Origin of the sequence: Novosphingobium chloroacetimidivorans (assembly GCF_014204535.1) — a bacterium.
Taxonomy (GTDB): domain Bacteria; phylum Pseudomonadota; class Alphaproteobacteria; order Sphingomonadales; family Sphingomonadaceae; genus Novosphingobium; species Novosphingobium chloroacetimidivorans.
In genome coordinates, this window is record NZ_JACHLR010000015.1 from 35,765 (window position 1) to 51,003 (window position 15,239).

The following is a 15,239-nucleotide window of genomic DNA, read 5'->3' on the forward strand; positions in this document are numbered from 1 at the left end:
CTACGGGTATCTGCGCATAAAGGCTTTGCTAAGCACTTCTTCACTATGGCACTTAACCTAGGCCACGCGAGGCAGACGTGCGGTTCGTACGATTGGCGGGGCACGCGGTGCGAAAGGATAATATCTTGGTCGTAGCAGTTCGAGGGTCGAGCAAGGCTCGCCTTGGCACGCTGGTCGCAGCGGGCCTGCTGGCCGGAATTACCGGCGTGGCGCATGCCGACGTCAAGGCCGGCGTAGACGCCTGGAGCCGCGGCGACTTCCCCGGCGCCGTGCGCGAGTGGCAGGCGCCTGCCGCTGCCGGCGATGCGGACGCGCAGTTCAATCTGGCCCAGGCCTACCGGCTTGGGCGCGGCGTGCCCAAGGACCTTGGCCGGGCCGAGCAGCTGTTCGGCGCCGCCGCCGCCAAGGGCCACCTCCAGGCGAGCGACAACTATGGCCTGCTGCTGTTCCAGCGCGGCGAGCGAGCGCAGGCGATGCCTTACATCCGCTCCGCCGCCTCTCGCGGGGATGCGCGCGCGCAGTACATCCTGGGCCTCGCGTTGTTCAATGGCGACGGCATGCCCAAGGACTGGGTGCGCGCCTATGCCTACCTGACGCTCGCACAGCAGCAGGGCCTGCCGCAGGCGAGCGGCGCGCTGGCGCAGATGGATCAGCATGTCTCCATGGCCGATCGCCAGAAATCGGTCGCCGTCGCTTCGCAGATCGCCGCCGAAACCGAAGCCACCCGCGCCCGCCAGCTTGCCGCGGTCGACCTGGGAACCGCACCCGGCCGGACTGCGGTCGACGAGACGCCGGCTGTACCTGCGAGCAGCCGCGCTCCCTCGGTGGCCACTGTCGAGCGCGCGGTCGCCGAGGCGGAGCGAGTCGCCGGCCGGTCCAGCCCGGCCAGCGCCGGAGCCGACTACACGATCACCAAGCCCCGCGTGGCTGCGGCCGCACCGCCCGCTCCTGCCCGCACGCCTGTCCCGGCCCCAAATCGCGCCCCTGCCCCAACTCGCGCCCCCGCCACCGCTCGGCCCGTTGGCCCTGCGATGCCGTCCCCGGCGCCAAACGCATCGGGTGCGTGGCGCGTGCAGCTCGGCGCATTCGGTGTGGCGGGCAATGCCGAAGCGCTGTGGGTCCGCGTTCGCGGCCGCCCCGAGCTTGCGGGCCATGGCAAGCTGCTGGTGCCCGCCGGCAGGGTCACCAAGCTGCAGGCCGGCGGGTTCACCAGCCAGGCCGACGCCGCAGCCGCCTGCGCCCGTCTGAAGAGCGCCGGCTTCACCTGCCTCGCCACGCGCGACTGAACGGTCTAGGCTGGGCGACCCATGCGCGTCGCCTCGCTCGATCTCATCCGCGGCGTCGCGGTCCTCGGCATCCTGGCGATCAACATCGCCGGGTTCGCCGGGCCATCGATCGGCACGCTGAGCCCCAACCTGCCCACGCCCGGCGGCATCGGGAACGAAGCGGCCTACGCGTTCGGCTTCGTGCTGTTCGAGGGCAAGATGCGCGCGCTCTTCGCCATCCTGTTCGGGGCAGGCCTGGCGCTCTTCATCAATCGCGTTGAGGCGCAAGGTCGCGACGGCGACCTCCTTCAGGCGCGGCGGCTGGGGTGGCTGCTGCTGTTCGGGGCCTTGCACTACTATCTGCTGTGGTGGGGCGACATCCTGTTCGCCTATGCCGCCTGTGGCCTGATCGTGCTGCTGCTCCACCGGCTGCCGCCACGGATGCTGGGCGCCGGCGCCGCCGCGCTGTTCGTGGTCATGCACCTGCCGGGCCTGCTCGCCAACCTGCCGATGGTCGACGCCGAAGAAGCCGTACGCCTGGGCACCGCCAATCCCGAGCAGACGGCGGCCGTCGCCCGCTACGGCGACTATCTCACAGCTGCCTTCCAGCGCGAGATGGAGCAGTACACCGGCGGCTACCTGCACATCCTGGCGACCAGGATGCAGGACCATCCGCTTTGGCCGCTAGGGTCCGTGCGCGACGGCTTCGGCGAGTACGTCCCGCTGATGACGTTCGGCCTGCTCCTGCAGCGCAGCGGCTTTTTCGCCGGAGCCTGGCCGCTGCGCACAATGGCACTGCTGGGGAGCGGCGCGACGCTGGCCGGGTTGAGCGCTACCCTGCTGTCGCTTGGCTGGCTGTGGGAACGGCATTTCCCGCTGATCGCGATGGACACTTCGCTGCGCTATGGCCTGGCCCTGCCGCACCTGGTCACGGCGATCGGCTATCTCACCCTGCTGGTGCTGGCGACGCCATGGCTGGGCCGCACCCGGATCGGCCAGCGGCTCGCGGCGGCGGGACGAATGGCCTTTTCCAATTACCTCGGAACCAGCCTGGTCATGACCGGGATCTTCTACGGCTGGGGCCTGGGCCTGTTCGGGCAAGTCGATGCCCTCTCACAATGGCTCTTCGTGCTGTTCGGCTGGGCGCTCATGCTGGGCTGGAGCGCGCCATGGCTGCGGCACTGGCGGCGCGGACCGCTCGAATGGCTGTGGCGGTGCCTCACGGAAGGCAAGTTGCTCTCCAACCGCGCTTAACTGCTATTGCGATCCATTCGCACGTGAGTATATTGCGATTCGAGAGGAACACGCATGTACGTCTGCATCTGCAACGCGATACGGGACTGCGAACTGCGGCAGGCGGCGCGCACCTGCCGCGGCGATGCGGAAAGCCTCTACACCGCGATCGGCCGCCCGCCCCAGTGCGGCCAGTGCCTGGAAGAGGCAGCAGACATCATCGATGAAGAGAGGATGTCCGCGCTGCTTCCGGTGCCAGCATCCATGACTGCCACGCTCGCCAAGGAGGGCCGCTTCCAGAGCATCGCCACCTAAGCGCGAATCACTCTCACGTTGCTACGGCCACTCCGTGAAGCTAAGGACCCGCTTCACGGAGCGAAGGAGTATATACGCCATGAAGGGCGATCCCCAGGTCATCGACTTCCTGAACAAGGCGCTCCTCAACGAGCTGACCGCCATCAACCAGTACTGGCTGCACTACCGCATGCTGGAGCATTGGGGCGTCAAGAAGCTGGCCGACTACGAGCGGCACGAGTCCATCGACGAGATGAAGCACGCCGACGTTCTGGCAGAGCGCATCCTGTTTCTTGACGGACTCCCGAACTTCCAGGCCCTTGGCAAGCTGCGCGTCGGCGAGAACGTGGAGGAAGTGCTCAAGGCCGACCTCGCGCTGGAGCACGACGCGCTCCCGCTGCTCAAGGAAGCGATCGCCCACTGCGAGGCGGTGCGCGACTACATCAGCCGCGAGATCTTCGAGCGTATCCTCGAGAGCGAGGAAGAGCATGTCGACTTCCTGGAAAAGCAGTTCGACCTCATCAAGCTGATGGGCATCCAGAACTACATCCAGCTCAACAGCCCCTCGGCCGGCGAAGGCAGCACCGACACGGGCGCCTGAGCGCTCGCAGGACGTTTGAAAGAACAGCGTCGTCCCGGGCTCGACCCGGGACCGGTTGCAACATCTCGCGAACTATCGGTAACGCCAATTCATCGTCGCCCCCGCGAAGGCGGGGTCCCGCTCCTTTGATCTAGCGCCAGCATAGTAGAACAAGCGGGGCCCTCGCCTTCGCGGGGGCGACGAGTGGGTCGAACCAAGCGCCCCGCGCTCGCGCCTCATCACTGCCGAGACCGGTCCCGGGTCAAGCCCGGGACGACGCGACGTCACCTGCTGGCGTCTATTTCACCCGGTACCTGTCGAACCACGCCAGGATCGCCGCGGCTTTGGCCGCCGATTGCGAGGGCCGTGCCGTCAGTCCGCCGTGGCTGGCGCCCGGCACCTTCACCAGCGCCGTCGGCACGCCCTTGATCTGCAACGCGGCGTAGTACTGCTCGGACTCGCTCACCGGAGTGCGGTAATCCTCCGAGCCCACGACCACCAGCGTCGGCGTCTTGACGTTGCCCACCAGGCTGAGCGGCGAGCGGCTCCAGTAGCTCATGGGATCCTCCCAGGGCTTCTTGTCGAACCAGTAGCGCGAGGTGAAGGTCGTCGCATCCATGGTCAGCGCCTCGCTGATCCAGTTGATCACCGGCTTCTGCGAAGCGGCCGCCTTGAAGCGGTCGGTCTTGCCCACGATCCAGGCGGTGAGCACGCCGCCGCCCGAGCCGCCGGTCACGAACAGGTTGTTCGGATCGGCGACACCATCGGCGATCGCGGCATCGACCGCGGCCATGAGGTCGTCGTAATCCGTACCCGGATAGGCCCGGTCGATCAGGTTGGCGAACTCCTCGCCATAGGACGTGCTGCCGCGCGGGTTGGTGTAGAGCACGGCATAGCCATGCGCGGCATAGAGCTGGTTGTCGGTCGAGAATGCCGGGCCGTATGCCGAGTTCGGGCCACCATGGATCTCCAGGATCAGCGGCACGCGCTGGCCGGGCTGCAATCCAGGCGGTGTGACAAGCCACGCATCGATCGCGCGGCCATCAGGTGCCGTCACCGGCAGCTTGCGTACCGGCGCCAAGGCCTTGGCCGATTTCCAGTTGGCGTTGAGGTTCGTCAGTCTTCGCCCTTCGACGTACACATCGGCGGGCGCGTCCGTGCCACCCGCGGTATAGGCGACCTTGCCGCCGTTCGAGACGCTGAACTCGCCGCCGGTATAGGGCCTGTCGTAGTGCGATCCGCCGGTCAGCCCGTCCGCCACCAGGCGCACCGAGCCATCGAGCCCTACACGCGCGACGCGCTTCTTGCCGTGATCGTCGTACGAGACGTAAAGCTGCGAGTTGCCGACCCAGCGCACCGTCTCGATCGAGCGGTCAAGTCCGGCCGTCAGCGGCCGCACGCCGGTGCCGTCCGCATTCATGACGTAGAGCTCGGTGTTCTCGTAGCTGCGATTGACGTCGTCGAAGCCGAGGTAGGCCACGTGCTTGCCATCGGGCGAGACCATCGCCTCGCCATCCGGACCCTGGCGCGATGTCAGCGCGGTCACCGCGCCGCTCGCCACATCGACTGCATAGACCTCCGAGTTGTTCGCCTCGCGCTGCCACTCGGGACGTCGGTTGCCCGAGAACACGATCCTGGCGCCATCAGGGCTCCACGAGAGCGGGCCGGCATCGTCGTAGTCGCCGAAGGTCACCTGGCGCGGCGCGCCGCCTTCGGCCGGGACCACGAAGACATGATCGAAGCCGGGCTTGGCGTAGCCACCACCATCCGCGCGATAGGCGACGCGGTCGATCACCTCCAGCTCGTCGGCCCACTTGGCGCCTTCGGGCTTCTCCGGCGCTTCTCCCAGCTTCAGCCCCTCTCCCGGCACCCGCATGGTGTAGGCGATGCTCCGGCCATCGGGTGACCAGGCAAGGCTGCCGGGGCTGTCCGGCAGGCCGGTCACCTTCACGCTGCGATCGGTGTCGACCCACATGACATAGAGCTGCGCCGCACCCTCGCCGTCCGACGACACGTAGGCCAGTCGCCTGCCATCGGGCGACCAGCGCGGCGACCGGTGCGAGCCCTTGCCGGCGACCAGCGGCGTCTGCCGGCCGCTTGCGAGATCGACCAGCCAGATCGTCGGCACTTCCTTGTCGGTCATCACGTCTGCCGTCATGCGCACGTAGGCGACGCGCGAGCCATCCGGGCTGATCTGCGGATCTGTCGCGCCCACGAGCCCGAACAGGTCCGAGCCGCTGAAGCTGCGGTTCGTCCCCGCCGGCGTCGCGGCCTGCTGCGTGGCGGAGGCAGTCTCCTGCGCCTGCGCGGTGGCGAGTGGGACCATGATAATGGCGCTCGCCGCCAACAGGAGTGCTTGGGAACGGCGCAAATCGGGTCTCCGAACGAGGGCTTCGGCGGCAGAGTGCAACGCCCTTGCGACGAAATCCAGTGCCGCGATCGCGGGTCCTGAGCTTGCCGCCTGCGGCACACGCCGGCCCTCCCGATCCCAACGCTTCGCCGCTTCCCTAGTCCGGCGCCTGCTCCTAAGGTCTGCCGCATGACCGACGGCGAACACCGCAGCTTCCGCTTCGAGGACGGCACCTTCATGGGGGTGGTCCTGGTGGTCACCCTGCTGTTCGCCTGGCTGATCTCGTCCTACTTCGGCGCGATCCTGTGGGGGTTGGTCGCGGCGATCCTGTTCGAGCCCGCGACGCAGCGACTGGCCGAGCGCCTCAATGGCCGCAAGAGCCTCGCTGCCGCGTTGGTGCTCCTGCTGATCCTGGCGCTGATCGTCATGCCCGCCCTGCTGCTCGGCTCCAGCCTCGTGCAGGAAGCAGCGACCCTCTACGAGCGAATCCGCAGCGGTCAGCTCGACATCCCGAACATGCTGAACCACCTGCGCGACGCCCTGCCGACGACCGTGCGCCGCTTCGTCGATCGCCAGGGCTGGTCGGACTTCGACTCGCTGCGCCGCATGCTCGGGTCGGGCGTGGCGAACGGCTTGCAGGACATCGCCTCGCGCGCGCTGCTGGTCGGGCAGAGCGCGCTGAGCTTCCTCGCCGCCATGGGCGTCATGCTCTACCTCACCTTTTTCCTGCTTCGCGATGGGCGGCGCTATGGCGATCTCATCCGCACCGCCCTGCCGCTGCGGACCGCCACGCGCGACCGGCTGATCGACCACTTCGTCGTGGTGGTGCGTGCCACCATGAAGGGCACGGTCGTGGTCGCGCTGGTGCAGGGCTTGCTCGGGGGCGTGATCTTCTGGTCGCTGGGGATCGAGGGCGCGCTGCTGTGGGGCACGATGATGGGCTTCCTCTCGCTCCTGCCCGCCGTGGGCACCGGCATCGTCTGGGTGCCCGTCGCCATCTACCTCCTGGTGAGCGGCGCGTGGATCAAGGGCGCGATCATGATCTTCTGCGGCGTCTTCGTCATCGGCCTGGTAGACAACCTGCTGCGCCCGATCCTGGTGGGGCGCGACACGCGCATGCCCGACTTCGTGGTGCTGATCGCCACGCTCTCGGGTCTGGAGCTGTTCGGGCTGAGCGGCTTCATCGTCGGCCCCGTCATCGCCGCCTTGTTCATCGCCGTTTGGAACATGGCGATCGAGCAACGCGCGCCGGCGATGGCGGAACTCGCGACCACGGTGCCCGACGAGGACACTCCCGGTCGGCACGCCTGATTGCTGGCGCGCGTCCAAAGTGTGACGGCATTTTGACAAGATGCTGGTGCAAGCAACCGTGATTGCCTAGGAGCGCCCCGTGCCCAAGCTCACGCGCCCCGCCCTTTCCTGCCTTGCCGCGCTGCCGGCGATGGTTTCGCTGCCGGCTTTGGCCGCGCAGGAAGACGAGCAGCTCTGGCTGCAGACCAACGTGCATGTGCCGCTGGACAGCGGCACCCGCGTCACGCTGGAGCAGATCGCCCGCTTCGGCGACCGGCCTGACGGGCTCTACACCACCGAGTTCGGGGCCTTGTTCGGCCAGAAGATTTCCAAGTCGCTGGAGTTCGGCTTCGGCTATCGCCATGTCGCCTTCCACAACGGCAACACCAATCGAGACGAAGACCGCTTTCGCCAGCAGGTGATCGGCACTTTCGGCCGCTTTTCGACCCGCTTGCGCCTGGACGAGCGCTTTCATCCCGGCGGCGACGAGATCGGCTTCCGTCTGCGACCGCTGGTGCGTTACAACCATCCGCTGAACGACAAGGGCCTGGTCCTGTTCGTCAGCCACGAAAGCTTCATCATTCCGAACACCACGCGCTGGGGCCAGCGCCGCGGTTACGAGCGGATGCGAAACCAACTGGGCTTCGCCGTGCCTCTGTCCGCCAAGGCGAATGCCGACATCTCCTACCTCAACCAGTATCGCCTGGCCCGCGGCGGCGCGCGGGCACAGATGGACCACGCACTGAGCCTTCAGCTGACCATCAACCTGGCCGCCAAGAGCAAACGAGCCGACCTCCACCAAGGCGACTGACCCGGATGCAAGAAGGGGAGGAAGTCTTGCGGCCCCCTCCCCTTCTCAGCGTTTTTCCGCGAAGATTACTGGGCCAGGCCGGCCGGGACCATCTGCTTGGCGTGAGTGAGGTGGCGCTCTACCACGGGCACGGCGGTGGCGGCGACCTGCTTGAGCGCAACGTCGGTGCCGTCGGTCGCGTAACCCTTGTGCAGCGCCCAGGCGGCCTGGTGCGCGGCGGCCTGCTGCTGCAGGTAGAGGTCGTCGAAGCTGGCCTTGGGCGCCTTCTTCAGCAGCGCGATCTTGGCGGCGTTCTCGGATGACAGCTTGGTGGACGGGCGCGCGATCGTGCGGTCGTCGTTCTTCAGCGCGGCCATCAGCGCCTTGGTGGTCTGCGTGTGATCGGCGATCATCTCACGCGCGAAGCTCTTCACGTCGTCGCGCTTGCTGCGGGTGAGCGCGAGCTTGCTCGACTGGACCTCGTACATGTCCGAATCCGCGGCGATCTTCACGTAGTCCGTCGCCGAGGTGCCCGTCAGCGGCGAGACGCCGGCGTCGGACGCTGTGAGAGTACCCTGGGCAAACGAGGGCGAGGCGATCGAGAGGGCAAGTGCACTTGCAAGAATAGCTTTGCGAAACATCAAGTTTCTTCCTTTGACAGCAACTGGCGCAGAACGGCCGTGGCAATCGAAAGGTTCCAGCTTGACGATGCTATGACTTGAGCACCCTGCGATGGTACTGGCGAAACGAAAGTAGCGCCTCTGCGCCTCTCCGAAGGTACCCGAGCCTGACGTAAGACGTGCAACTTGCATCAAGGTCCGCAGAGGGGCCTCCGCATAGCACTCCGCCCCGCCGTCAGCCTTTGGCGAACGGGTTCTTGGGGCTGCGCAGCGTCAGTCGGATCGGCACCGCGTCGAAGCCCAATTCACGCCGTATGCCGTTGATCAGATAGCGCTTGTAGCTTTCGGGCAGCGAATCGAGCCGGGTGCCGAACAGCACGAAGCCGGGTGGCCGGGTCTTGGCCTGCGTGATGTAGCGCAGCTTGATCCGCTTGCCGCCCGGCGCCGGCGGGGGATTGGCGTTCAGCGCATCGTCGAACCAGCGGTTGAGCGCGGCGGTGGGCACGCGGCGGCTCCATGCCTCGCGAATTTCGAACGCGGCCTTGATCATTTCGTCCAGGCCCTTGCCGGTGCGCGCGGACACGGCCAGCAGCGGCACGCCGCGCACTTGCGCCAGCCCTTCGTCAAGCGCGCCGCGGATGCCCTGGAACAAGCTGGACGCGCCCTCGGCCACGTCCCACTTGTTGATCGCGATCATCAGCGCACGGCCTTCCTCCAGCACCATGGACGCGATCTTGAGGTCCTGGTGCTCCAGCCCGCGCGTGGCGTCGAGCAGCAGCACGACGACCTCGGCGAAGTCGACCGCATGGCGCGCATCGGCGACCGAAAGCTTTTCCAGCTTCTCGACCACGTTGGCCTTCTTGCGCATGCCGGCGGTGTCGATCAGGCGGACAGGGCGCACCTCGCCGTTCTGTTGCGTCCATTCCCAATCGATCGCGATCGAGTCGCGGGTGATGCCCGCTTCCGGCCCGGTGAGCAGGCGATCCTGGCCGAGCAGCTTGTTGATCAGCGTCGACTTGCCCGCATTCGGACGACCGACGATGGCGAGCTTGAGGGGACCGCGCAGCAGCGCCTCCTCGTCGAACTCCTCGTCCTCCTCCTCGACCTGCAACGGCTCAAGGTGCGGCACCAGCGCTTCGAACAAGTCGCCCATGCCTTCGCCATGCTCGGCGGAGATCGCGACGGGATCGCCCATGCCGAGCGAATACGCCTCCAGCAAGCCGCTCTCGCCGGCGCGCCCTTCGGCCTTGTTGGCAAGCAGGATGATGGGCACTTTGGTGCCGCGCAGCCAGCGGGCGATCTCTTCGTCCAGCGGCGTGAGCCCGGCGCGCGCGTCCATCACGAACAGCGCGACCTCGGCGGTTTCCAGCGCAGCCTCGGTCTGCTGGCGCATGCGGCCCGGCAGGCTTTCGGCGTCCTCGTCCTCCCAGCCCGCGGTGTCGACGATCTGGAACTTGAGGCCCAGCAATTCGGCATCGCCGAACCGCCGGTCGCGCGTGACGCCGGGCTGGTCGTCGACAAGCGCGAGCTTCTTGCCGACCAGTCGGTTGAACAGCGTGGACTTGCCGACATTGGGTCGGCCGATGATGATCACCTGGGGTGCTGGCATGATCGGCGGGACGTGGCGGTTTGTGCCGGTCTTGGCAAGTCCCGCGCTCCGGCTGCGTCATGGCGGGCGCGCGAACCTCGCCCGAAACGGATCGTTTGCCGCTGGATCGCGGCCACCAATGCAGTGCAGCCGATTCTATGCGGCAAAGATGGCTGCGGATCAGCAGGGTTAATGGGGGCAAGATGGCGGTCTGTGACCATCAAGCCGGCACGAAACTGCCATTGCACGGCAATATCTTGCCGCGGCGTTTACCCTTGCTGGATACCATGCCTGTCAGAGTAGCCCTAACCAGCCGGTGCGATTAAGGGCGCATGAGGGGCAGAAATCTCACATGCATCGTCGGCATGCTGGTCGCAGGCGCGCCGCAGGTCCACGCCAAGTCCGCCATTCCGCTCTATGAGCCGGCGGGCGGTGGCGGTCCGATCGCCGCCATGCCGGGCGTGCTGCAGTGCGTGCCGTTCGCACGCGATACGTCCGGCATCCGCCTCTACGGCGACGCGCATACCTGGTGGAATCAGGCCGAAGGCAAGTACGCCCGTGGCCGCGCGCCCCGTCCCGGCGCGGTGATGGCAATCGAGCCGCACGGTGGCTCGCAGTTGGGCCATGTCGCGACGGTGCGCCGGGTGGTGAACGCGCGCACGATCCTGATCGACCATGCCAACTGGTCCGCTCCCGGCAAGATCGAGCGCAGCGTCACCGCCGTGGACGTGTCGCCCGCCAACGACTGGAGCGAGGTGCGGGTGTGGTACGCCCCGATCCAGAACCTGGGCGGCGGGCACTGGCCGGTGTCGGGATTCATCTACAACAGCAGGCCGGCTGCGCCGCCTGCCAAGGTCCTCGCGCCGGCGAAGCTGGTGAAGACGTCGACCCTGGTGAAGTACGTGCCCGGCAAGACCAGGGTCCGCTTCGGCGTCGATCCGCTGTTCGTCGCGGCGGCCTCGCCTCGCAGCATGCCCGCGGGGGCGACAAAGGCTAGGCAGTCGCCAGTGCGGGTGTCCTCGGTGCGCGCGGCGTCCGTTCGCCTGGCCAAGACGAGCGGCCGCAAGGACCCCATCGGCGCGATCATCGCCAGCGCGCGCTGACCACACCCCTCGTCACTCCCGCGCAGGCGGGAATCCAGCTCCCGTGTCCTCGTGTGACATCACGGCAGTGTGGCGCACCGCGCGTGCTGCACGGATCCGGCCCGCCTCCACCGTCAGCTAACCGTAAACCTCCGGAGATGGATTCCCGCCTGCGCGGGAATGACGAAGGAAGGGACGAGGGGAAAAGGGGGATGGAGCCCCCCTGTCGCCTACTTCGCGACCGGCGCGTCCTCGCCCAGATCCTCGTACCATGCTTCCACCGGACCGCTCAGCTTGAGCGTCAGCGGCTGGCCATGACGGTCCTTGGTCTTGCCCGCCTGCACCCGGATCCAGCCTTCCGAGATCGAGTACTCCTCGACATTGGTGCGCACCGCGCCCTTGAAGCGGATGCCGATGCCACGCTGCAGCTTGTCGGCATCGAAATGCGGGCTGCGCGGGTTGATCGCCAGCCGATCGGGCGGCACGTCCGGACCGGCAGCCGCGGTTTCGGCAGCGTTGGTTTCGGGGGCGAGGTCTTCGGGGGTGTCTTCGCTCATGGCCGCTCGTTTAGAGTCGATTGCCCGCTTGTCAACGCAAGCCGCCTCGGCTAGGGGCGCGCCTTCCGCATGGTAGCGGGCGCGTAGCTCAGCGGTAGAGCACACCCTTCACACGGGTGGGGTCACAGGTTCAATCCCTGTCGCGCCCACCAGGCTGCAGCCTGGAACCTCCTCACATCTCGCGTTGAACGTCACATCCGCGTTGAAAGGGGCCGCCCTAGCGGGTAGGCGCGCGGCCATGCACGATATCCGCCTCATCCGCGACGATCCCGCCGCCTTCGACGCCGCCCTCGCCCGCCGCGGGGTCGAGGCTGTTTCGGCACGCATCCTCGCGCTCGACGAATACCGCCGCGGCGTCGCCACGCGACTGCAGGAAGCGCAGAACCGCCGCAACGAAGCGTCCAAGTCGATCGGCACGGCAATGGGCAAGGGCGACAAGGATACGGCCGAGGCGCTCAAGGCCGAGGTCGCGCAGATCAAGGACCTGCTGCCCGCGCTGGAAGCCGACGAGCGACAGCACGACGAGGCGATCCGGGCCGAGCTCGCCCGCCTGCCCAACCTGCCCGCCGCCGACGTGCCCGAAGGCGCGGATGAATCGGACAACGTCGAGGTCGCCCGCTGGGGCACCCCGCGCGAGTTCGCGTTTACGGCCAAGGAGCACGCCGACATCGGCCCCGCGCTCGGCCTCGACTTCGAGACCGGCGCCGCGATCTCCGGCGCGCGCTTCACCTTCCTGCGCGGACAGGTCGCACGGCTTCACCGGGCTCTCGCGCAGTTCATGCTCGACACCCAGGTCGACACGCACGGCTACACCGAATGCGCGCCGCCGCTGCTGGTGAAGGACGATGCGGCATTCGGCACCGGCCAACTGCCCAAGTTCGCAGAAGACCTGTTCCGTACCACCGATGGACGCTGGCTGATCCCGACGTCCGAGGTCTCGCTGACCAACTCGGTGCGCGAGCAGATCATGGGCGCCGATACGCTGCCCTTGCGCATGACCGCGCTCACCCCCTGCTTCCGCTCCGAGGCGGGCGCGGCGGGTCGCGACACGCGCGGGTTCATCCGCCAGCACCAGTTCGAAAAGGTCGAGCTCGTCACCGTCTGCAAGCCGGAGGAGAGCGCCGCCGAGCACGAGCGCATGGTCGCTGCCGCCGAATCGATCCTGAAGGCGCTGGAGCTGCCTTACCGCAAGATGCTGCTGAGCGCCGGCGACATGGGCGCCAGCGCGCGCAAGACGTTCGACCTTGAAGTCTGGCTGCCCGGGCAAGCCGCCTATCGCGAGATCAGCTCGGTCTCGAACTGCGGCGACTGGCAGGCCCGGCGCATGAACACACGCTTCAAGCCCGAGGGTTCGAAGAAGACCGAGTTCGTCCACACGCTGAACGGCTCGGGCCTCGCGGTCGGACGTACGCTGGTGGCGGTGCTGGAGAACTATCAGGACGAGGACGGGTCGGTGCGGGTGCCCGAAGTGCTCAAGGCCCGCATGGGCGGGATCGAGCGGCTGGTGCCGGCTTGATCATCCGACCTGTTGAAACCTCCCCTCGTCATCCCCGCGAAAGCGGGGATCCATCTCCCGAGGCTGCCTAAAAGGAACCACCTGGAGATGGATTCCCGCTTTCGCGGGAATGACGAAGTTCTATCTCGGCCACGTTCTCTCTAGGATCATTCCATGCGCATCCTGCTCACCAACGACGACGGCATCAACGCCCCCGGCCTCTACGTGCTGGAGAAGATCGCCGCGCAGCTGTCCGACGACATCTGGATCTGCGCGCCGTCGGAGGAGCAGTCCGGCGCCGGCCATTCGCTCACGCTGAATCGTCCGGTGCGCCTGCGCGAGCATGCGCTCAAGCGCTTCTCCGTCACCGGCACGCCGACCGACGCGGTGACGATGGGCCTCAAGAAAGTGCTGCCCGGCCCGCCCGACCTGATCCTCTCGGGCGTCAACCGCGGTGCCAACCTTGGCGACGACGTGACCTATTCCGGCACCGTGTCGGCAGCGCTGGAGGGTGCGCTCGCCGGCATCCGCTCAATCGCGCTCAGCCAGGTCTATACCCGCGAGGATATCGGCGAGGACGTGTCGTTCGCCGCGGCCGAGGCGTGGGGCGCGAAAGTCATAGGACCTTTACTTAACGAGCCATTTGCCAGCAGGACCTTGGTTAATGTAAACTTTCCTCCGGTGGCGGCAGCAGACGTCAGGGGGATACGGGTGGTTCGTCAAGGTTTTCACGATTATGCACGCGGCTCGCTGGTCGAAAGCGTCGATCCGCGCGGCTTTCCATATTTCTGGTTCGGCCTGCACGGGATCGAGCACACGTCGGGACACGACACCGACCTGGAGGCGATTTCGGACGGTTTCGTGTCGGTCACGCCGCTTCACGTCGACCTGACGCACGAGGCCTCGCTGGCCAAGCTCGCCGGGCGCTACAGCCAGTGAGAGGGCTTCGTTTCCTCATCGCGGCGGCATTGCTGCTCCTCTCCTCGCTACCCCTCTCCTCGCCGGCGCTCGCCGCCGAGACCGAGCACGTCGTGGGCGAAGGCGAGACGCTGAACGGCATCGCCAATCGCGCGGGCGTGACGGCCAAGGCGCTGGCGGATGCGAACGGCCTCAAGGCGCCCTTCGCGCTGCGCACAGGGCAGAAGCTGAAGATCCCGGTTACGGCGGCGGCGAAAGCTCCGACGAAGGCGGCTGCAGCGGCCAAGCCGGCGCTCGCCGCCAAGCCGAAGGCACCGGACAATCCCGCTCTGGTCAAGGAGAGCGTACACCTCGTCAAGGAAGGCGAGACGCTGGGCGGCATCGCCAACCGCGCCAAGGTGCCCCGCGTGCTGATCGCCGAGGCCAATGGCTTGACCCCGCCCTACGATGTGCGTCCCGGCCAGAAGCTGCTGATCCCGCGCACCCGGCATTATGTGGTGAAATCGGGCGATACCGGGTTCGATATCGCCTATCGCCATGCCGTGCCGTGGAGCCAGATCGCCGTGGCCAATGGGCTCGACGCGAACGCCGCCGTGGTGCCCGGCAAGGAACTGCTGATCCCGACCGTGTTCGACCCGCAGCTGCCCTCGCAGGCGGACAAGGTCGCGGTGAAGACGGCGGCGACGGCCAACGCCGTCGCCAGCGCTGCGGTGGCCGCGGCCAGGGCCCCGGCAGGTCGCAGCGCGCCGCGCTTTGCCTGGCCTCTGGAGGGCACAGTGCGGCGCGGCTGGAAATCGACCGCTGCGGCCGATCATCACGACGGGCTCGACATCGTCGCCCCGACCGGAACCGCCGTGCGTGCCGCGGCGGCGGGCACGGTGCTGTTCGCCGGGCCGGAGGCGGACCAGTTCGGCAACCTCGTGGTGCTCGACCATGGCGACGGATGGAACACGGCCTACGGCTTCCTCAGCCGCATCACCGTGAAGAAGGGGGCGAAAGTGGCGGCCGGAGAGCGTGTCGGCCTGATCGGCAACTCCGGCAAGGCGCGCGGCACGGAGCTGCACTTCGAAGTGCGGCAGGACGGCAAGCCGGTCGATCCCGAACCGGAGCTGCCCAAGGCACCGTGATCCGTCACTTAATCTGACGATCCCCCTGTACAGCGGCCGCGCAAAATGAT

At 67.2% G+C, this 15,239-nt stretch carries 14 protein-coding genes and 1 tRNA gene; 11 read left to right on the forward strand and 4 right to left on the reverse strand.

Annotated features, from left to right (window positions below; genetic code table 11):
• The first annotated feature begins 125 nt into the window (after positions 1–125).
• The 4 genes from HNO88_RS15855 to bfr all read left to right on the forward strand — a co-directional run bounded on the left by HNO88_RS15855 (position 126) and on the right by bfr (position 3,393).
• Entirely contained in the window at positions 126–1,286 is a 1,161-nt protein-coding gene (locus HNO88_RS15855; protein WP_246381881.1) for an SPOR domain-containing protein, read from the forward strand.
• Between the two features lie 21 nt (positions 1,287–1,307).
• Positions 1,308–2,519, forward strand: coding sequence for a DUF418 domain-containing protein (locus tag HNO88_RS15860; RefSeq protein ID WP_184247679.1), 1,212 nt, complete (start codon positions 1,308–1,310; stop codon positions 2,517–2,519).
• Positions 2,520–2,573: 54 nt separating this feature from the next.
• Positions 2,574–2,813: a (2Fe-2S)-binding protein gene (locus tag HNO88_RS15865; protein WP_184247682.1), complete on the forward strand. Its 240-nt coding sequence runs from the start codon at positions 2,574–2,576 to the stop codon at positions 2,811–2,813.
• A gap of 79 nt (positions 2,814–2,892) precedes the next feature.
• Positions 2,893–3,393, forward strand: a complete 501-nt coding sequence (gene bfr, locus HNO88_RS15870; RefSeq protein WP_184247685.1) for a bacterioferritin — start codon at positions 2,893–2,895, stop codon at positions 3,391–3,393.
• Positions 3,394–3,670: 277 nt separating this feature from the next.
• Here bfr and HNO88_RS15875 read toward each other — a convergent pair whose 3' ends face one another.
• The gene (locus HNO88_RS15875) at positions 3,671–5,698 is read right to left on the reverse strand and encodes a S9 family peptidase (RefSeq protein ID WP_184247874.1); all 2,028 of its coding nucleotides are present in this window, start codon (positions 5,696–5,698) and stop codon (positions 3,671–3,673) included.
• Between the two features lie 213 nt (positions 5,699–5,911).
• Here HNO88_RS15875 and HNO88_RS15880 point away from each other — a divergent pair, with 213 nt between their 5' ends.
• A complete protein-coding gene (locus tag HNO88_RS15880; protein ID WP_184247688.1) occupies positions 5,912–7,033 on the forward strand; it encodes an AI-2E family transporter in 1,122 nt (373 codons plus the stop codon).
• Positions 7,034–7,112: 79 nt separating this feature from the next.
• Positions 7,113–7,823, forward strand: a complete 711-nt coding sequence (locus tag HNO88_RS15885; RefSeq protein WP_312857093.1) for a DUF2490 domain-containing protein — start codon at positions 7,113–7,115, stop codon at positions 7,821–7,823.
• Between the two features lie 65 nt (positions 7,824–7,888).
• Here HNO88_RS15885 and HNO88_RS15890 read toward each other — a convergent pair whose 3' ends face one another.
• A complete protein-coding gene (locus tag HNO88_RS15890; RefSeq protein WP_184247691.1) occupies positions 7,889–8,443 on the reverse strand; it encodes a DUF4142 domain-containing protein in 555 nt (184 codons plus the stop codon).
• 214 nt (positions 8,444–8,657) lie between these two features.
• Complete coding sequence (gene der, locus HNO88_RS15895; RefSeq protein ID WP_184247694.1) at positions 8,658–10,031, reverse strand: ribosome biogenesis GTPase Der; 1,374 nt, start codon at positions 10,029–10,031, stop codon at positions 8,658–8,660.
• 311 nt (positions 10,032–10,342) lie between these two features.
• Here der and HNO88_RS15900 point away from each other — a divergent pair, with 311 nt between their 5' ends.
• Positions 10,343–11,113: a CHAP domain-containing protein gene (locus tag HNO88_RS15900; RefSeq protein ID WP_312857094.1), complete on the forward strand. Its 771-nt coding sequence runs from the start codon at positions 10,343–10,345 to the stop codon at positions 11,111–11,113.
• A gap of 209 nt (positions 11,114–11,322) precedes the next feature.
• Here the strand turns inward: HNO88_RS15900 and HNO88_RS15905 are convergent, their stop codons facing one another.
• Positions 11,323–11,649 (reverse strand): DUF3297 family protein, encoded by a 327-nt coding sequence (locus tag HNO88_RS15905; RefSeq protein WP_184247697.1) that lies wholly within the window; start codon positions 11,647–11,649, stop codon positions 11,323–11,325.
• 77 nt (positions 11,650–11,726) lie between these two features.
• On the opposite strand from HNO88_RS15905, the gene HNO88_RS15910 reads away from it, so the two are divergent.
• The 4 genes from HNO88_RS15910 (at position 11,727) to HNO88_RS15925 (ending at position 15,189) form a co-directional block, all read left to right on the forward strand.
• Positions 11,727–11,801: transfer RNA gene (locus tag HNO88_RS15910), tRNA-Val, on the forward strand.
• A gap of 86 nt (positions 11,802–11,887) precedes the next feature.
• Positions 11,888–13,165 (forward strand): serine--tRNA ligase, encoded by a 1,278-nt coding sequence (gene serS / locus HNO88_RS15915; RefSeq protein ID WP_184247700.1) that lies wholly within the window; start codon positions 11,888–11,890, stop codon positions 13,163–13,165.
• Between the two features lie 153 nt (positions 13,166–13,318).
• Positions 13,319–14,083 carry a 5'/3'-nucleotidase SurE gene (gene surE / locus HNO88_RS15920; RefSeq protein WP_184247701.1) on the forward strand — a complete coding sequence of 255 codons (765 nt, stop codon included), beginning with the start codon at positions 13,319–13,321 and terminating at the stop codon, positions 14,081–14,083.
• A complete protein-coding gene (locus tag HNO88_RS15925) occupies positions 14,080–15,189 on the forward strand; it encodes a LysM peptidoglycan-binding domain-containing protein (RefSeq protein WP_312857095.1) in 1,110 nt (369 codons plus the stop codon). The genes surE and HNO88_RS15925 overlap by 4 nt, the downstream gene beginning before the upstream one ends.
• Positions 15,190–15,239 lie beyond the last annotated feature (50 nt).